The sequence below is a fragment of the Neobacillus sp. WH10 genome, from assembly GCF_030123405.1.
Classification (GTDB): Bacteria; Bacillota; Bacilli; order Bacillales; family Cytobacillaceae; genus Neobacillus.
The window spans coordinates 3,315,059-3,332,607 of sequence record NZ_CP126110.1; the positions used below are offsets into that span (position 1 = coordinate 3,315,059).

Here is a 17,549-nt window from a genome sequence, read left to right on the forward strand (position 1 = left end):
ACATTTTATACCAAAAGTCATTCTATCATACTCCCTTTTTATTTTCAAGGGCAGATTTTAATATTCAAAAATAAAACGCCACTTCTTCAGTTGTGGCGTTTTATTTTTGAATATTCGCTCTTATCCCCTTCTCCATAAACCCACACTCTGTATTGTCCAAAAATGAAAACCATTATTATTCTTACTAATAAATATTCAAAAAATTGAAGTTTATTTTTTAATAGCTTGATTCTTTCAAAAAAATAATTTAAACATGCTCCAAACAGGATTACACTTAGCTTGGCAATAACACCATTTTGTTTTTTCAGTGAAAACGCAGTGAATAGCGAAAATGTGATGGAATATAAAGGCGATAAAATAAAATGTTCCTTCCATGAATGATATCTGCCCAAGCCAAATCGGAATTTGCGAAAGATGGCCAAAAATAAAAATAAATTTGTTTCTGTTACCATAACCATCAAAAAAAAGGATACAAAACGAACGATTGTATTATTTTTTACAATATAGTTATACCAAGTATCGCTCAATCTAAAATAAAATGGCAGGAGAATTAAGGTATATCCAGTTTTCCACCATGAATGTTGATAGATCCTAAGCCGTAAAAATAGTAGTTCTATTAATGAAAAGTAAATGCTCCCTAATACCTTTACGGGCCACCCCAATTTAAAAATGGTTAAGAAAACTGCAGTAAATGGAATAAATACTGCTTGGGATAAAACAGCTCCAAATATATTATCAAGAAAGTGGTTTTTTAATACCTTCGGTTTATAGGTATATGCTTTGAATAAGTTTAAAACAATGTACTCCAATAGATAGGCAAATCCCATATTGGAAACAAGCAATACAAAAATACTTTTTCTATTTTTGTTCTTATAAAAAGTCAAACCAAGGAGGAAGGTATGGATCAATAATAAAATAATAAAAGGAAAACTATATCTATTTATTCTCCTCAAACAAACCATTCCCTTCTCAGCATTACTGTTATTAATAGTATTAGAAAAAATGTAAAAATAATTAATAATAATTGGTTGACAATACAGTGGCAATCAACATATAATTTATCTTGAAATCAGTTATTTTAATTTCGAGATAAATAAATTCAAAACAAAATGGAGGCAATAAAATGGTTAAAACTAAATGGGCTTTAGATCCTGTACACAGCAGTGTAGATTTTTCTGTTCGTCACATGATGATTGCAAACGTAAAGGGTACTTTTAATAGCTTCAACGCAAAGATTGAAGCAGAGCCAACTGATTTAACAACTGCAAACATTGAATTCTCAGTTGAAACAGCAAGTGTAGACACTCGCAATAAAGATCGCGATGCTCACCTAGTATCTGCAGATTTCTTTGATGTCGAAAATCATCCTAATATGACGTTCAAATCAATTAGTATCGAAAAAACTGATGAAGGAGAATACAATGTTACGGGTGATTTAACACTTCGCGGTGTAACAAAACAAGAAACTTTCGCGGTAACTTTCGAAGGTCAAGGAAAAGATCCATGGGGAAATGAAAAGGCTGGTTTCAGTGCATCAGGTACTGTTAACCGTTCAGATTATGGCTTAGTTTGGAATGCTGCACTTGAAACAGGCGGTGTTCTAGTTGGTGACAAAGTGAAAATCAACCTGCAAATCCAAGCAGCTAAAGCTGAATAATTTTATAATAAATAGGCTGTTTCCAATGAACAGCCTATTTTACGTCTTTAAATTTTTATAAAATAGTCGTCTTTTTCAAAATAATTCTCCCCTCATACTGCCTCATAAACTGTATTGCAATTATTTCTTTCAGTAATACTACCTTAATTTCTAATTTTATTTTGGATGTGAATTTGTGAAGAAGTTTTAATGAGTCCCTCTGAAAATTTTTTAGAATATTTTTAAAAAAACCACTTTCCTTTTCTTTCAAATTTCATTATCATCTAATTAGATAATATTCTAATTAGATGATAATGAAATTTGAAGGACAAAAATATGTTTCAAGTTTTAAAAAAAGAAAATTCCTACCGAAAATTATTTATTGCAGGGATTATTAATGGTGTTGGAGATCGTTTTAGTCAAGTTGCTATGTTGGCATTGATCCTAAATATTACAGGCTCGGGTTTGTCTGTTGGAATTACAATGGCAGTAAGAATGCTCCCCTTCCTGTTGTTTGGCCCCTTTAGCAGCAGCATGGCAGAAAGATGGACCCGAAAAACGCTGTTACAAATTACTGATTTTTCAAGGGCTCTGATCGGTGTTTCCTTTTTATTTATCCAATCTGCTGATGATATGTGGATTATTTATGTAGGCTCTTTCCTATTATCTTGTGGTGAGGCCTTATATGCTCCCACAAGGAAAACGAGTATACCAGCCATTATTCAGCCTGTCCACATGAAAGAGGTAAATTCATGGGAACAGGTTTCGTTGGGGGTTGTTTTAATTGTTGGAGCCCTAAGCGGTGGAATTGTTTCCTTTCTTTTTGGTGCTAAGGCAGCCTTTTCAGTGAACATTTTATCTTTTTTAATCGCCGGTTTTATCATTCGCTCGATTCCAAGTCTTGAATCAAATGAACCTATTAATAATGAGGAAAAGGAAAACAAGCATACTGGCAGAATGTTTCCTCTTATAATGGCTTCCTCTTTCTTATTAATGCTGATTACTTTTGATATTCTTGTTTCCATTAGTAAATGGTATCGAAAATGTTTTGCTAAGCGTCTATGCCGTTCAGACATTCCATGCAGGTGACCTTGGGGTTGGTATAATTTATAGTGTATTAGGAATAGGTTTCATTATCAGCCCGCTTTTAACCAAATGGATTACTGGAAGATTTCTCTCTGTAGCGTTCATGTGCCTTTTTATGGAAGGCGTGATCTTATCTAGTATCAGCCAATCAAACTCATTTGTTCTTGTAGTTATCTTGTTTGGGATTTTAACGATATTTAGCGGGGTGGGTAACACCCTTCTAGATACGACAGTAATGCAAACCCTTCCGCCAAAATTCCATGGTCTGTACTTTGGCCTGTCAGCTACCATTGCCAATACCTTTATTGGAATATCTATGTTTATGACGGGAGTATTGTTAGAATTCATCTCACCACGGATGATGGGGCTAATCGGAGGCATTTTTTATTTAAGTCTTGGCATCATTTACTATTTATGGACACTACACATGAATCTTTCTGTTGAAAAAAATAAGCTGGCAATAGCTGCAGAAAATTAAAATAAAAATTAAACGGGGTAATTGGTGGTTTTGTATAAATAAATGATATTTCTCTTACTCCCTTGCTGAGTTTTTCCCTTCATAGCCCTTATGAATGACATTTCTATTGCTCTCTTACCCCTTATGAAGGCCTAATTCCTCTAGCATCCTCCCTGTTTTGGTCTTCATCCCCATTATGAAGGCCTAATCTCCCCGGCAACCTGCCATTTTTGGCCTTCATACTCCTTTTGAAGGACATTTCTCCTAGTCACATACCGAGTTCTGTCCTTCATAACTCTTATAATGGACATTTCTATTGCTCTCTTAAAAAGTTTTTTCCTTTTGTACCAAAAATTCAAGGCCGAATACTAACGCTTGTTCCATTTGGAACCATTTCTGCGAGCTGCAAAACATCCCGATTATACATTCTCACGCAGCCATGTGAAACTGCTTTTCCAATCGAACTCGGATCATTCGTCCCGTGAATCCCGTAGCCTTTTTTTGAAAGGGAAAGCCACAAAACTCCAAATGGACCTCCGGGATTATATTGACGATTAACTATAACAAAATCTCCTGCTGGGGTATGTGTCAGCATCTTTCCAACAGCTATCGGATAAATTTTTACAAGCCTGCCATTATGATAGAGAGAAAGTTTTCTCTTTGCTACCGATATTTGAATCATGTAAGGTATTGAACTTGGTTCTGGCAACCCTGGAATTTGAATCTTTTGTCCTACATACAATTGACCAATTCCGGGATTGGCAGCATAAAGACTCTGAAGACTAACTCGGTAATCTCCCGAAATTGAACTCATTGTTTCACCAGACTTAACTATATGAATCATACCATCCCACCTCTCTTGTGCTAGCATATGCCTCTTCAAGAGAGCCGTTGCCTAAATAATACGGGATAAGGTGAAACTTCAACCAGTTGGGTTCATCCTGCACTGATTGTTAACTGAACCAATCGGGCATTTACAGGCAGTTGATTTACTACTTATACTTTTAGTTATCCCAAAATCTTGAAGTTTGAATCTAACAGCCTGTTAATGCGGGATAATAAAAAAACGCCTACCCAAGGATAGACGTACTCCGGTTTACCTGCTTTTTACAAGCAGATTAACAGCCTCTTCAACAATCTTAGACGAGTCACCATTGCCCGCTTCCATTGATTCGCGAATGCAATGTTCGAGATTAGAACTGACAATGACAGCAATCGTCCTGTCAATCGCGGATCTTGCTGCGGAAAGCTGGGTAATGACTTCTTTGCAATCTTTACCTTCCTCAATCATTCTCAAAATTCCTTTTATTTGTCCTTCTGCCCGTTTTAACCGATTAATCGATTTATCATTGTAGATCATTTAGTTTCACCTCTGTTAATTCGATTTTAAGCGATATTTAAACAGAAGTCTAACTCAACTCCTATTAAAAAATCAAATCCAATCCAGAATTATCTGCATAGCATAATTTCATTATAACAAAACATACCAATACGGATATAAGTATATAAAACATAAAAAAATTGGCCATTATTGACCAATTAAAAAAAATCATTCGAAGCGGAAGAGTGGTGACATATCTTCTCGTATGTGATTAATATAAAAATAATCATTACTCGCAGCATCATATACGTAATCTTTTTTCCAATCCTCTATGTTATTAATTATGTCTTTCACTGCTCCTACAAACAAAAGGATTTCCTCATTTGTCATAATTGGATGTACTGAGAAGCGTACCCATCCCGGTTTATCGGACATATCTCCATGGTTAATTTTTTCTGTAATTTTTTTAGAGGCTTCTTTATCAATTTGAAAAAGATAATGCCCATAAGTTCCTGCACAGGAACACCCCCCTCTGACTTGAAACCCATACCGGTCATTTAGCAGGCGTACAATTAAATTATAGTGAATAAAGTCGATATAAAACGAAACAATCCCAAGACGATCCTTTATATGTCCATTTAATATATGAACATCGGAAATTTCCTCTAAGTTTGAGAGTAACAGTTTAAGCTGTTCTTTCTCTCTCTTCATTATATTTTCAACACCCATCTGGTTTTTCAAATTTATGCAAAGGGCGGTGCGAATGGCTTGAAGAATTCCTGGTGTTCCTCCATCTTCTCGCAGCTCAATGTCTGCAAAATATTGGTGCTCGCCCCATGGATTTGTCCAGGTTACTGTCCCGCCACCTGGATGGTCAGGAATCTTGTTCGAATATAGTCTTGAATCAAAGACCAATACTCCACTGGTTCCCGGGCCCCCTAAAAACTTATGGGGTGAGAAAAAGACCGCATCTAGTTTTTCTAGTGGATCTTTCGGATGCATATTGATTTTTACATATGGAGCTGATGCAGCAAAATCAACAAAACAGAGTCCTCCATGTTGATGCATGAGTCTAGCGAGTTGATAAATGGGAGTTTGAATCCCGGTTACATTTGAACAGGCTGTAAAGGATCCAATTTTCAATCGGCGGTCCTTATAAAAATAAAGCAGTTGTTCAAGATGAAGAATATCCACCTTTCCTTCTTTATCAGGATTTATGATAACGACATCTCCAAGCGTCTCAAGCCAGGATGTTTGATTCGAATGATGTTCCATATGTGTTAAAAAAATTACCGGTCGTTCTTGTTCAGAAAGTTGAAGACATCCTTTCAATTGTTCAGGTACTCGGATTCCCACCATTCGCTGCAGTTTATTGATAACAGACGTCATTCCAAAGCCATCTAGGATCACGACATCATAATGATCCGCATTAACATGTTCCTTAATTATTGACTTCGATTGTTTGTATATTCCCGTCATCATTAAACTCGTAATATTTGATTCTGTATGTGTATTGGCCATAAATGGCCCGAAAACCTCAGATATTTTTTGTTCAATGGGCCTATATAATCGCCCGCTTGCCGTCCAGTCCGCATAGATAATTTTTTTTTTCCCAAAGGGAGAATCAAATTCTTGGTTCATCCCAATCACATTTGAGCGAAACGTTTGAAAATATTTCTCGAGGTTATCAGGGATTCGAAAAGTTTTATTCCCAATAGTGGCAGTGATCATTTGTTTCACACCTTAGAGTTTTGTTCTATTAATTAATATATGCAGGATACAATAGAGCTGTTTCATCTGCTGATATTAAAAAAATAACCCAATCGCAGAAAAACGATTGGGTATCTTTTACATATTTCAATAATGAATAATTCCTAGAAAGTGGTAATCCGAGCCGATTCTTTTTTTGTCACTTCATCAATCTTTTGGATAAACATTTGAAAAACTCTTCTTTTTTCCTCGAGATCTTTTATGTATTCTTTAAGTTGGTTATAGCTTTCTTCAAATGGTTTATGGTACATTTCACGAATTTTTTCAATAATCTCCTCGTTTACAGTCGATTGAATCACCTGCTTTGTAATTCCATATTTATAGGAGTACACTTTTAATTCCTGTGCTACTTCATCATATTCTTTAGCAATTTCAGCCAAAACTAATGAAATATCGTCCTTCCACTCATCTAATGATTTCTGTAAATACGATTTTACTTTTGTTTCTTCCATAAAAGCACCCACCCTAATAGAGTCAAGATTATGTTTACACTATTATAGCGCTGTAAAGTTACATGGAGGTTGCGACCAGTTTACAGATTTTTATCATCGAACTGAAATATTGAAATAACGGTTTATTTAACACGATAAAAAAAACGATTACCTGGGACAATAAAGGGTTCCGTTTTTAGGTGTAAAACTGTTAAATGACATAGAAAATGGCGTTTAAAACTGCTTCCAGTTTTAACACGCCACTTTTATTATTCATATGGACTAATTGACAATCAATTTAAGGTTTCTCCTTATTTCAACTAAACCCGATCTTGCAATTAGAAAAAAGGCCGATAATTGCAGTTGATCATTATTGAATTTGCTTGTTGATTGTCCGAATGCGAGGCTTATTCGGACAGGATATTCAGAAAGTCGACTTGTCTTGTCCGAATGCGAGTCTTATTCAGACAGGATAAGCAGAAAATTAGTCAAGTCCAGAATATTGTGTAAAAGTGTCTACAATGAAATATCGACATGCTTAAAATTATGATAAGTGGAGTACACTTATTTCGAATTTACATTGAGGGGCGGGCATGATAGCCTGGAGGGCAAGACAGGGGTTGCTAAACTCCTGGCTTCCTGGCTTTACATCATGCCCGCGGAGGCTCAATGTCAATTCGAAATTAGGCCATCCTCCATACCTTAACACTAATTTTCTTCTGCTTTCTATAAGTAGGTAAAGGGGGGGGGTCCAACTTGTTCTCCCTTCGAACCTATCAAAATTTCATGATTACTTTTTTCATACTGCTATTTTTTTATTTGCTTGTTCATCTCCAATGTCCATTAAAACTGCCCCTATTAATCTGAACGCTGATTGTGTATTGGGAAAAATTCGTATAACTTTTTCCCTTCTTCTAACTTCTTGATTCAATCGTTCCAATGAATTTGTACTACGAATATATTTGTGATATTTCGAAGGGTGGTTTAAATATTGAATGGCATCTTCGAAGCCATCTTCCAATGTTTCTATTGCTTTTGTTAATTTTGGATTTTCTCCAAAACTCTTTAGAAACTCCTCTTTGAAATTCCTCGCATCCTCAATTTTTACAGCCTCAAACATTCTTTTTAAGCCTATTTTCACCTCATCCACGTCTTTTTTGGGCAATTGATTAAAGATATTGCGTTTAAAATGTACTGTGCAGCGTTGCCAAGTAGTCCCCACAAATTCTTCGGCAATAGCCTTTTTTAAGCCCTTATGTGCATCTGATATGATCAATTTAGGTGATTGTAGACCGCGTGATTGTAAGTACTGAAAAAATCTTTGCCAGGCCTCAAAGCTTTCAGAGTGGTCTACTTTTAAACCGAGGATTTCCCGCCCATTATGTTCATTAATCGCAGTTGCAATATAAACGGCCTTAGACACTACATGGTGATGTTCCCTTACTTTGATATACATGGCATCCGCAAAAATGTAGGGATAGTATGTTGTATTTAGAGGCCTATTTGCCCATGTGTTAACAATTGGATCGAGCTTTTCTGTTAGGGAAGAAACAAATGATTTTGAAACGCTCTCACCACATAATTGTTGTACTATATTTTTCACCTTTCGAGTGGATACCCCGTTCACCACCATTTCGAGCATTGAAAGAACAAATGCTTGGTCACACCGGGAATATCTTTCAAATACAGAAGGTGAGAACTCTCCGTTACGTGTACGGGGTACTTTCAAGGTTACTTTACCAATACTTAAAAGCAGCTCTCGCTCATAGTAGCCATTTCGGTAGTCCCGACGGTCCGTTGTACGTTCGTAAGTTCCAGCATGTAAATAATCATCACGTTCTTTTTCCATCACTGAATTTAATACAAGGACTATAGATGCTTTGATAACTGCGTCAATATCAGAATTCATTACAGAATCTTTTAAATCGTCAATATTTAGGTTAAACTGAAGTTGAGTCAAAATTAATTCCTCCTCATTGTTTTCGTCGCTGTTAACATTGTAGACAAGAGGTATTAATTTGACTCCTTTTCTTTTTACACAATTATACGGACTTAATCAGAAAATTGCTTTGTCTTGTCCGAATGCGAGGTTTATTCGGACAGGATATTCAGAAAATTGCCTTGTCTTGTCCGAATGCGAGGCTTATTCGGACAGGATATTCAGAAAATTGCCTTGTCTTGTCCGAATGCGAGTCTTATTCGGACAGGATATTCAGAAAATTGCCTTGTCTTGTCCGAATGCGAGGCTTATTCGGACAGGATATTCAGAAAGTTGCCTTGTCTTGTCCGAATGCAAGGCTTATTCGGACAGGATAAGCAGAAAGTTGCCTTGTCTTGTCCGAATGAGAGGCTTATTCGGACAGGACAAGAGGAATTTTGCCTTTGACAGTCCGAATGTATGGCGGATTCGGACAGATATGCAGGATGTTTAAAAGAAAAATTGCGTGAGTCACTTCTCACACTATTTTATGTGTCACTTAATAACTATGCACTAGAAAACGGAACCCGTTACTTGGACAAATAACCATCATCCATTATTCTATCTTCACTATTTTTACAAACTCCTCCATGGTTGTTGAATATTTAATATAGGTTCGAGGCAGTAAATATAGCTCATTTTTTATTCCAGTTTGCGAATAAGGTCCTGGAGTGGTTGTAAGGCCAAACAAATAATACTTCTTCGTTTCCGTAACCACTTGTTCATTAGTGTTTCCATATGGAAAGGCAAGTGCAATTACCGGTTTTCCTGTTATTTCCTGTATTTTTTCTTTGGATACTTTTAGTTCGTATTTTAGATCTTCCACTTTCGTTAAATCCGGATGTGTCGCCGTATGTGATTGAATCGAGATTAAACCAGAGTCTGACATCCGTTTTAAATCTGAAATTGAAAGACGATTTGTACGGCCAATAAAATCCGATATGACAAATATGGTTCCGGTTGGCTTAAAATTAATTGTTGACAGCTTTTGAAAAATGGCAAAAGCGTTAAGATTATTTTTGTAGCCGTCATCAAAGGTAATAAAAATCGGTTTTTTTACTTTCATACGATCTCGCCAACGTTCAAACGTTAATAATGTATAACCTTGGTCTCTTAAATAACTCATTTGTTTCTCAAAATTTTCTGGCGATACATATAACTCCTTGGAACCATGTCCATTATATTCTGCAATAGAGTGATAAATTAAGATTGGAATTTTTTGCACTGCTGCTGCTTTTTCTGGAAGTCCTAATAGTAGAACACCTAGGAGTATTAATGAAATCCTTTTCATAAAATTCCTCGCTTGTTTTCATTTTAGGGTCGTTCCAATTATTGTCCCTCTATTACTTTTTTCTATAACCATATCATCAGAGTATTTAACAACTTTGTTTGTGGCGATCAGTCATTAAGGAATACTTTACTTGTGACACTATTTTTTACCTAAGTAAAAATGTTTAAGATGACTTCATTTTTATCAAAGTGGTAAACTATTCATATCTTTTGAAGAAGGAGCTACACCATGATTGAGTACAAAGTATTATTTTTAGATATTGACGGAACCCTATTGACACCCGATGATACGATTGAGGAATCAACAAAAGCGGCTATTTCTCAAGTTCAAGCAAATGGTTTGGAGGTCTTCTTAGCAACTGGAAGACCACTCCATGAAATTGATGAATTAGCAAAGGAATTGAACATTCGATCATTTATTGGCTATAACGGAGCATACGCTACTTACCAAGGGGAAGACATTTTTCAAGAACCAATGGATCCTATGCTGGTTGAGCATTTCATGAAGATTGCATCCGAGCACCACCATGAGGTCGTCCTTTACACCAATAATAAAAACGTCTTTACAAATAAGGATGCACCTGTAATGAAAGAATTTATAAAAATGTTCCACTTACAGAAAAATGAATCTTACTCCCCATCATTCAATAATGAAGTTCTCGGAATGACATTAGTTAATATGAAAAAAGATGACGTAAGGCTTTACGAAAAAGAGACTAGTATCCATTTATCTCAAGTCAATGTCGACGGAATGCGGCATTGCTATGATGTAATTAGGGATAAAATAAATAAAGGTTATGGGATTCAAATGGTTTTAAAACGTCTTGGTATTCCTAGAGAATGTTCTATTGCCTTTGGCGATGGAATGAATGATAAGGAAATGCTGCAAATTGCAGGTGAGAGTTTTGCCATGGGGAACGGGCATCCTGATATTTTCCAATATGCCAAGCATAAAACAACAGAGGTTACTGATTCCGGAATCTATAATGGCTTAAAAATGCTTGGTTTAGTCGATTGAGGCAAGAAAGATATGGTTATTTTAAGTGCAGAATTAAATCTTCTGCACTTTTTTTATTGCGAAAAAGACTATTTTTGCAAGAATATGTTGTTATTTCTTGATTTCAGTCTTGTTTTGATAGCTTTTGTCAGGCAGCAGGAAAAATAGATACCGCATGGTGAATAACTATTCCAAGAAGAATTTTATCCTAGAGACGATAGAAAGGATTGATGAAAATTGAAGACATATACCTTAAAAGAAGTTTCTAAAAAAATAAATGTAGCACCAGGAATGGTACGCCAGTGGGAAAAAGATTTTGTTGATTTTCTTGATATTCCCCGCTCAAAACAAGGTGCAAGACTTTTTACTGATTTGGAGATTGACCTTTTGTTAGAAATTAAACAATTAGCCGAAAAAAATGAAACAAAGGAAATGATTTGGCAGTGGATGCAAAAAAGGCATGAGCCTGAAATAGAAGAAATTCCCCCTATACCCGAAGTCTCATTAAAAATCATCTCTGAAGAAGCGGTTATCCCAATTCCTGTTGAAGAAAACACCATTAAAGATACAGAGCTATTTTTCGAGGCTATGGAAACCTATAAGAAAACCTTTTTAAATGAGGTTAAGGATGAAATCCGTAGTGTCGTTCGTAAAGAAGTTTTAGAAGAAGTCAAAAAAGAAATAACAAAGGGCACTTATTATACTGTGAAATCAATTTCAGACTCAATTTATAAATCAACAGAGAACACAAAAGCAGAGATCGAAGATTTATCAAAGACATTTGATAAAGTTTCAGAAGTCACAACTGACTCCTTGAAGTACCTTGCCAATAATATTACGAACCTTTCTCTAGAGACCTCTGAAGAGATCTTTTCACTCTCTAGGCAACTATCAAAAACCTCTGAAGAGTTATCAAATTCTGTGGATGTTACAAATAATGAAATTTCCAGTCTATCAGAAACGTTAACAAGAGATCGTGAATTCCTTGTGGAAGAACGTAATCAATACCGTCACGAGGTTACACAAAGAGAATTAGTATTCCAACAAATGCTAACCAGTTTTCGCGATGTTGCAGCGGCAAAAGAAAGGAAATGGTGGAAATTTTGGTCTTAATTAGGAAGTTTCACTTATAAAAGCTACTTTGCTTCTTGTGATTACTACGTAATAGATCGTCACTCATGGTTACGGTAATTTTATCATTAGGAGGATTCGACATGAATACAAGTGAAGTAGCAAAATTGTTAGGAGTATCTGTAAGCACGATTCAGCGCTGGGTGAAGCAGCTCGGGCTGCCAATGGAAAAAAATGAGCGTGGGCATTATCATTTTTGCAGCGGTGACATTAATCTTTTAAAAGAAATACATGAGCAGCTTCAAAATGGAACACTATTGCATGAAATTACCCCAGTAAATGTTCAAAAAAGAGTGCGAAAAGGTTCTGTTAAAGCAGATGATAATGAAAAAGCAATTGAAAAGTTATTCATAAAAGTAAGTGAATTAGAAATTAGTTTGAATGCCAAGGCAGATTCAGTTGCTTCGTATCAACTCCTGCAGCACCGCCGGGAAATAGAAGAACTGCAAGATTATGTAAAAGTTTTAGTGCAACAGGTCAATCTACTTCAAAACCAGTTAAACAATCTGACCCTACCAGTACAAATTGAAAAACCAATTGTATTTGATCAAAGCAGGGATAAAAAGAAAAAGAAGAGATTCGTAAGTTCTATATTTGGTTTTTGACTTTCATTACCATTGGAAACCAAAATAAAGACCGACCGTAATTTTACAGTCGGTCATCTTTATTGTTCAATTAAAAGCGCTTTCAGCATATTAGACAATTAAGCTTCTTTATATTGTTCTTCCATGCCAAATGGATCCCCAACAAATGAAATTTCTTTGATAGTTAATTGGAGATCTCCTGTAGGAATTTTAAGCGAAAGCTGTTCATCGAGTTTCCTTAGAAGCAGCTGTCTGCCGACCGGTGATAAAAAGGAAATGAAGCCTCTATCCGGGTCCGATTGGTCCGGAAGACAGATCACATAGTCTTCTGTTTCATCGTCCTCGTCGTAGAGTACCGTCACCTTTGTACCGATAAGAACTTTTGGAAATTTTGAAATAAAACCTTTTTTGCTATTTTTTGACAATAACTCTTCTACCTCTAAGACATACAAGTTAAAAAAGTGTTTAATCCTTTCTTGAATTGGCGTTGAAGATAAATAAAGATTTGTTAAATCTTTATTATTTTCATCAATGTAAGCTAATTGCTGCAAATAAAATTCTCCTGAAAAGTTACTATGGTTCATAGTATGTTACCTCCAAGCTAGGGTCAAACTTCCTGCAAAACTTCATAAATTGATGCATCACAAACTCCTCCTAAATAAAAAATTAAACCTTCCATAATCCATTAAGAAAAAATGGTTTGCAGTCTCAATGGACGCAGACATAATTCCTTCGTAAAAGGAAAAGAATCCTTTTCTTAATGGATGGAAGATCTTAGTATAAGATTACCATATTGAGACAGAAAAGTCGCCAATCTGGAATTACAAAAGCTTAAGGAATAAATTCAAGCGAATTTATTCCTTAAGCTCAATCAATGGCTGGGAATATTTTTTATTAAGTAGATGCCTAGATATTAATCAAGTTAAAAAAAGGATAATAGGCTCTTTTATACGTTTATAATATCGACCATATGGTTACTGATTATCTCATCATAATTTTCTTTTAATTCCTCTATTGAAATCTTTAATGTGGTCGAAAGCTTTTGCAAGTAATCTTGGTCGTGACGGAGCCAAGAAGAATAATTTCTTTTTAGAAAGCGTTCTGCCTCTAAGAATGTTGGAAATAGTTGTTCGATTTTCTCCCCTTTATGGAAAATCTCATATGCACCATTGCTTGCTGGCAATATAAATGAACATTCACCCATATGGTTTTGATAGCTCGTTCCAAAGGCATTTTCCTTTACATTAAATTCATTCCGATCTGCATCAGGTTTAAGTGGGTTTAAATCGAAAACATCCACAATAAATGTTACAAATCCTTCCCTTGTTAATTCAGCTCCGGAAGCTTTCGGATGTCCACCGCCCCCATACTTTTGCGCAAATTCGGCTACATTCACTTCATCATGAATTGTTCGAAACCCCATTTTTTTTCCGCTTACATTCAAAAGAACAATCATATCCAAATAGGGATAGAGATTATTTAATGCATTACCAAGCTCCGATAAATACTGTTCTGCGTGAACAACCCCTACACAATAATTATCCACAAAGGTTTGTACCATCTGTCTGCTCTTTGAATGAATATATCTACTAATTTTTTTATCTTCTATATCCAGTATCATATTCTCTTTCTCAGTTAACATAAACGAATCGGTATTTTCTGTTAACCGCTTTAGTATTTCCTCTTCAAACTGTTCTCTGTTCATTATGTAAAACAAATCATTTAATCGCTTTGCTGTTACATTATTATTCTCATCCCATTCCCACGTATCATATTGACGAACCAAATCAATGAATTCCTCAAGCGCATTATTTCGCTTCATTTTTCCTTCCTCAATTAGGTAATCATAAAATAAAGAGGTCGCACAAGTCTTTTTACCATTATCTAACTCTGGTTTTACCCTTCCCCACTTGTATTCGTTAAAATGCATAGCCGTCACATGATGATCAATCATTTGAACATGTCTTCCTCGCTGATACCGCTCTTGGAGTTTTTTCTCGACCAACTCATTAACTGCTAAATCAGTTATATAGATTTCCTCCTGATTGTTAGCTGGATTTTTAATAAATGCTTCAACTCGTTGGTTTAAATTTCGATATGAACAATAGAATACATTGGCCTTATCCCCGAATGCCATTTTAGCAAGCAATCCGCAGCCAAGACCGTCTAAATCCATATCTGTAAATAGTTTTACCATATCTTGACACCATCCAATCTTCTTTTCATAACGTATAGTTTGGTTTTGAAAAATATTCTTATACAGATTTAGAGAGCTAACCTAGTATAAATTAGTTCATTTAGTTTCTATTCGCTAAATATAAACTAAATAAAAGATTTAATCGACTTTTTCGACTTGAAATTATACTAACTAATGAAACCTGCACTTATGACCTGGTAACAATTATCACATCCATACATTTGTCTAGATGGTAAAATGCATCAGAAGGTCCTAATAACATCAATAGAAAAGGGGTTATAAATTGAACTTTCCACAACTTAAAATAGGACATATGATACCTAAGGTTCCGATTATGCAAGGCGGGATGGGTGTCGGTATTTCTCTTAGCAAGCTAGCTTCAGCAGTCGCAAATGCTGGCGGTATTGGTATTATTTCTGGAACTGGTATTTCAGTTGACGAAATGCGGTCTCATATTAGACAGGCTAAGGAACGTATCAAAAATGCAGGATATATTGGTGTAAATGTTCTATTCGCAATGAATGACTTTGCTGAAAAAATGAAAGCAGCCTTAGAAGAAAAGGTTGATTTTATCATATCTGGTGCTGGAATATCACGGGACATGTATTCATGGGGGAAACAAGCAGGAATTCCTGTCATCTCAATCGTATCATCGGCTAAATTAGCCAGGATTTCGGAACGGCTTGGTGCATCTGCGGTTGTGGTTGAAGGATTTGAAGCGGGAGGTCATCTTGGTACTGATCGACCGATGTTCGATATCCTTCCAGAAGTAGTAGATGCGGTATCCATTCCAGTTATTGCAGCTGGAGGGATTATGACAGGAAGCGATATAGCAAAAGCACTTGCATTGGGAGCCTCTGGCGTACAAATGGGGACTCTATTTGTTGCAAGTGATGAATGTGATGCACCTTTAGAATTTAAACAGAAATATGTCAATGCCGATCGTGAAGATTTGATTTTAGTTAAAACCACCGTAGGCTTACATGGAAGAGCGATTAAAAATAATTTTACAAATTTGATAAGCGGTCAAGAGAAATTAAAAATAGCCAAATGTCATGATTGTTTAAAAAATTGTTCTTACCGTTTTTGTACACTTAATTCTTTATTAACATCTGTCAATGGCGATGTTGAAAATGGTTTGGTTTTTGCTGGTGCAAGGGTAGATGAAATCAAAGAAATACTCCCTGTTCAAAAAATCATCGACACGCTTACAGAAGAGTATGAACAGGCGATGAAGAAAAGTCCTAAAAATTCCTCCTTTTCCCCAAAATAGAAAACGATGAACTCTGTCCTCATGAATGGGTCATGAGGGCAGTCTTATTTTAATCTATAGTAAATTTGTAAACTAGTTATTTGAATGGGTGACTGCTGCTTTGGATCCGGAATCTAAATAATTCTTTTAATCCCATAGTTTATAATACCCTCTTCTTAATCCAAAGTAACAAAACCACAGTGCTTGCAGGAAGAAGAAAATTCCCCATATAGGTGCTGGAATTATTGTTAACTGGGCAAGATTAGCAGCATCTCCAGCTGCTTGTGGTTGCAAAACACTTATATAACAGATTTCAAAAGCACTTTGAACCGAATCCACTAACAGGATTGCCGCAATTAAAAGTAATAAACGATCCCTCAAACCTTGACTTCCTTTTATGAGGAGGATAAGAAAAGAAACCGCAAATGAACAGAGCCAAAATATCCCGTATGGGTTTCGGACCCAAAATATCAGATTTAGGAAAATAAAACCTAGCAAAATATCAATTAAAAGCGTTTCCTTTTTCCTCCTGATCAATAAGAAAGAAAGAAAGGCCATAAAAGAGGCAAATGTATAGCCGGCAAGACTTGTGAAAAAGCTGCCAATCCATGTTGACTGATTACTGAATGTTGCCCCTTCAGAATTCATAAATAAAGATATTCTTTCAACATTGCCACCCAAAAGTGCAATCAAGGCGTGACCGGATTCATGGATCAGCGTATTAATTACTTTAACATAATTCCCGAGGATTGGAACATGAATCAACATAAACGCTAAAACGAAGAAAAGGAAAAACTTAGCACTGAAATTGTCCCGAACAAAGCTCAAAATAGACTCTCCTCTTTTTCAAAAACTTTTATAGTAATTCTATTTTAACATTTTTTGTTAGGAATATTGCAAATTTTCCCTTTTCTATAAAAATCAAAGAAGCTAGCAATCTCATTGAATGCTAGCTTTGTTATCTATACATATGTTTTAATCCTCATTTTTCCCATGAGTAAATGTAAGGATGCAGAAAAACACAAAACTTAATAAAAGAATTGCGCCGCCGGCAATATAAAACACAGTCTCTACAGCAGCCGGAAGAAATCCCGGCCTAAAATTATATAATGCCATGCCCCCTGTCAATCCTACAGCTCCGATGACGGCTGAATATACATGAAGGCAAGCCAAAATTCGATTTTTTGGTTGAAACACGCGATAATAAACGGCCCATGCAAATAAAGTCAGCCAGCCAACCACTAAGATATGAGCGTGAATGGGGCGAACAGCATATGATCCTGATCCAGCCATATGTCCTCCAAGTACTGCCCCAATTAAACCAAAGACTGCTGCTACTTTTAATAAAAGGTTACTATATTTATTCATATATGTTATTCACCATCCTTGTTCAATTCATATTTAGATTACTTTCCGAAT

Annotated in this window: 18 protein-coding genes; 7 read left to right on the plus strand and 11 right to left on the minus strand. The window is 35.8% G+C overall.

Going from position 1 to position 17,549, the window contains the following annotated elements; translation table 11 throughout:
- Nucleotides 1–86: 86 nt before the first annotated feature.
- Nucleotides 87–953, minus strand: a complete 867-nt coding sequence (locus tag QNH20_RS15740) for a hypothetical protein (RefSeq protein ID WP_283918933.1) — start codon at nucleotides 951–953, stop codon at nucleotides 87–89.
- A gap of 170 nt (nucleotides 954–1,123) precedes the next feature.
- Here QNH20_RS15740 and QNH20_RS15745 point away from each other — a divergent pair, with 170 nt between their 5' ends.
- The 3 genes from QNH20_RS15745 to QNH20_RS15755 all read left to right on the plus strand — a co-directional run bounded on the left by QNH20_RS15745 (nucleotide 1,124) and on the right by QNH20_RS15755 (nucleotide 3,200).
- On the plus strand, nucleotides 1,124–1,657 hold the full coding sequence (locus tag QNH20_RS15745; RefSeq protein ID WP_283918934.1) for a YceI family protein: 534 nt from the start codon (nucleotides 1,124–1,126) through the stop codon (nucleotides 1,655–1,657).
- 315 nt (nucleotides 1,658–1,972) lie between these two features.
- Nucleotides 1,973–2,725, plus strand: a complete 753-nt coding sequence (locus QNH20_RS15750) for an MFS transporter (protein ID WP_283918935.1) — start codon at nucleotides 1,973–1,975, stop codon at nucleotides 2,723–2,725.
- The gene (locus tag QNH20_RS15755; protein ID WP_283918936.1) at nucleotides 2,685–3,200 is read left to right on the plus strand and encodes an MFS transporter; all 516 of its coding nucleotides are present in this window, start codon (nucleotides 2,685–2,687) and stop codon (nucleotides 3,198–3,200) included. Before QNH20_RS15750 ends, QNH20_RS15755 begins: the two co-directional genes overlap by 41 nt.
- Before the next feature lie 334 nt (nucleotides 3,201–3,534).
- Here the strand turns inward: QNH20_RS15755 and QNH20_RS15760 are convergent, their stop codons facing one another.
- The 6 genes from QNH20_RS15760 to QNH20_RS15785 form a co-directional block, all read right to left on the minus strand.
- Entirely contained in the window at nucleotides 3,535–4,023 is a 489-nt protein-coding gene (locus QNH20_RS15760) for a L,D-transpeptidase family protein (protein WP_283918937.1), read from the minus strand.
- 252 nt (nucleotides 4,024–4,275) lie between these two features.
- Nucleotides 4,276–4,539 carry a metal-sensitive transcriptional regulator gene (locus tag QNH20_RS15765; protein ID WP_283918938.1) on the minus strand — a complete coding sequence of 88 codons (264 nt, stop codon included), beginning with the start codon at nucleotides 4,537–4,539 and terminating at the stop codon, nucleotides 4,276–4,278.
- A 189-nt stretch (nucleotides 4,540–4,728) separates the two neighbouring features.
- Entirely contained in the window at nucleotides 4,729–6,231 is a 1,503-nt protein-coding gene (locus QNH20_RS15770; RefSeq protein WP_283918939.1) for an aminotransferase class V-fold PLP-dependent enzyme, read from the minus strand.
- A gap of 143 nt (nucleotides 6,232–6,374) precedes the next feature.
- Nucleotides 6,375–6,722, minus strand: a complete 348-nt coding sequence (locus QNH20_RS15775; protein ID WP_283918940.1) for a hypothetical protein — start codon at nucleotides 6,720–6,722, stop codon at nucleotides 6,375–6,377.
- Nucleotides 6,723–7,500: 778 nt separating this feature from the next.
- On the minus strand, nucleotides 7,501–8,661 hold the full coding sequence (locus QNH20_RS15780; protein ID WP_283918941.1) for an IS256 family transposase: 1,161 nt from the start codon (nucleotides 8,659–8,661) through the stop codon (nucleotides 7,501–7,503).
- A 574-nt stretch (nucleotides 8,662–9,235) separates the two neighbouring features.
- Nucleotides 9,236–9,970: a polysaccharide deacetylase family protein gene (locus QNH20_RS15785; protein WP_283918942.1), complete on the minus strand. Its 735-nt coding sequence runs from the start codon at nucleotides 9,968–9,970 to the stop codon at nucleotides 9,236–9,238.
- A gap of 228 nt (nucleotides 9,971–10,198) precedes the next feature.
- Between QNH20_RS15785 and QNH20_RS15790 the strand changes: the two genes are divergently transcribed.
- The 3 genes from QNH20_RS15790 (at nucleotide 10,199) to QNH20_RS15800 (ending at nucleotide 12,702) form a co-directional block, all read left to right on the plus strand.
- The gene (locus QNH20_RS15790; RefSeq protein ID WP_283918943.1) at nucleotides 10,199–10,987 is read left to right on the plus strand and encodes an HAD family hydrolase; all 789 of its coding nucleotides are present in this window, start codon (nucleotides 10,199–10,201) and stop codon (nucleotides 10,985–10,987) included.
- Nucleotides 10,988–11,203: 216 nt separating this feature from the next.
- Nucleotides 11,204–12,079, plus strand: a complete 876-nt coding sequence (locus tag QNH20_RS15795) for a MerR family transcriptional regulator (RefSeq protein WP_283918944.1) — start codon at nucleotides 11,204–11,206, stop codon at nucleotides 12,077–12,079.
- Nucleotides 12,080–12,180: 101 nt separating this feature from the next.
- Nucleotides 12,181–12,702: a MerR family transcriptional regulator gene (locus tag QNH20_RS15800; RefSeq protein ID WP_283918945.1), complete on the plus strand. Its 522-nt coding sequence runs from the start codon at nucleotides 12,181–12,183 to the stop codon at nucleotides 12,700–12,702.
- A gap of 98 nt (nucleotides 12,703–12,800) precedes the next feature.
- Here the strand turns inward: QNH20_RS15800 and QNH20_RS15805 are convergent, their stop codons facing one another.
- Together QNH20_RS15805 and QNH20_RS15810 are read right to left on the minus strand one after the other, a co-directional pair.
- The gene (locus QNH20_RS15805) at nucleotides 12,801–13,265 is read right to left on the minus strand and encodes a GreA/GreB family elongation factor (RefSeq protein WP_283918946.1); all 465 of its coding nucleotides are present in this window, start codon (nucleotides 13,263–13,265) and stop codon (nucleotides 12,801–12,803) included.
- Between the two features lie 362 nt (nucleotides 13,266–13,627).
- Nucleotides 13,628–14,878, minus strand: coding sequence for a DHH family phosphoesterase (locus QNH20_RS15810; protein WP_283918947.1), 1,251 nt, complete (start codon nucleotides 14,876–14,878; stop codon nucleotides 13,628–13,630).
- Nucleotides 14,879–15,191: 313 nt separating this feature from the next.
- Between QNH20_RS15810 and QNH20_RS15815 the strand changes: the two genes are divergently transcribed.
- The gene (locus QNH20_RS15815; RefSeq protein WP_283923425.1) at nucleotides 15,192–16,151 is read left to right on the plus strand and encodes an NAD(P)H-dependent flavin oxidoreductase; all 960 of its coding nucleotides are present in this window, start codon (nucleotides 15,192–15,194) and stop codon (nucleotides 16,149–16,151) included.
- 126 nt (nucleotides 16,152–16,277) lie between these two features.
- Here the strand turns inward: QNH20_RS15815 and QNH20_RS15820 are convergent, their stop codons facing one another.
- Nucleotides 16,278–16,958 carry a M50 family metallopeptidase gene (locus tag QNH20_RS15820; RefSeq protein WP_283918948.1) on the minus strand — a complete coding sequence of 227 codons (681 nt, stop codon included), beginning with the start codon at nucleotides 16,956–16,958 and terminating at the stop codon, nucleotides 16,278–16,280.
- A 147-nt stretch (nucleotides 16,959–17,105) separates the two neighbouring features.
- Nucleotides 17,106–17,498, minus strand: coding sequence for a hypothetical protein (locus QNH20_RS15825; RefSeq protein ID WP_283918949.1), 393 nt, complete (start codon nucleotides 17,496–17,498; stop codon nucleotides 17,106–17,108).
- Nucleotides 17,499–17,549: the final 51 nt, after the last annotated feature.

Coding starts and splice junctions, on each gene's coding strand:
- QNH20_RS15770 (WP_283918939.1), bottom strand. CDS start 6,231: ATGATCACTGCCACTATTGGGAATAAAACTTTTCGAATCCCTGATAAC.
- QNH20_RS15775 (WP_283918940.1), bottom strand. CDS start 6,722: ATGGAAGAAACAAAAGTAAAATCGTATTTACAGAAATCATTAGATGAG.
- QNH20_RS15785 (WP_283918942.1), bottom strand. CDS start 9,970: ATGAAAAGGATTTCATTAATACTCCTAGGTGTTCTACTATTAGGACTT.
- QNH20_RS15750 (WP_283918935.1), top strand. CDS start 1,973: ATGTTTCAAGTTTTAAAAAAAGAAAATTCCTACCGAAAATTATTTATT.
- QNH20_RS15805 (WP_283918946.1), bottom strand. CDS start 13,265: ATGAACCATAGTAACTTTTCAGGAGAATTTTATTTGCAGCAATTAGCT.
- QNH20_RS15745 (WP_283918934.1), top strand. CDS start 1,124: ATGGTTAAAACTAAATGGGCTTTAGATCCTGTACACAGCAGTGTAGAT.
- QNH20_RS15825 (WP_283918949.1), bottom strand. CDS start 17,498: ATGAATAAATATAGTAACCTTTTATTAAAAGTAGCAGCAGTCTTTGGT.
- QNH20_RS15790 (WP_283918943.1), top strand. CDS start 10,199: ATGATTGAGTACAAAGTATTATTTTTAGATATTGACGGAACCCTATTG.
- QNH20_RS15810 (WP_283918947.1), bottom strand. CDS start 14,878: ATGGTAAAACTATTTACAGATATGGATTTAGACGGTCTTGGCTGCGGA.
- QNH20_RS15760 (WP_283918937.1), bottom strand. CDS start 4,023: ATGATTCATATAGTTAAGTCTGGTGAAACAATGAGTTCAATTTCGGGA.
- QNH20_RS15800 (WP_283918945.1), top strand. CDS start 12,181: ATGAATACAAGTGAAGTAGCAAAATTGTTAGGAGTATCTGTAAGCACG.
- QNH20_RS15815 (WP_283923425.1), top strand. CDS start 15,192: ATGATACCTAAGGTTCCGATTATGCAAGGCGGGATGGGTGTCGGTATT.
- QNH20_RS15765 (WP_283918938.1), bottom strand. CDS start 4,539: ATGATCTACAATGATAAATCGATTAATCGGTTAAAACGGGCAGAAGGA.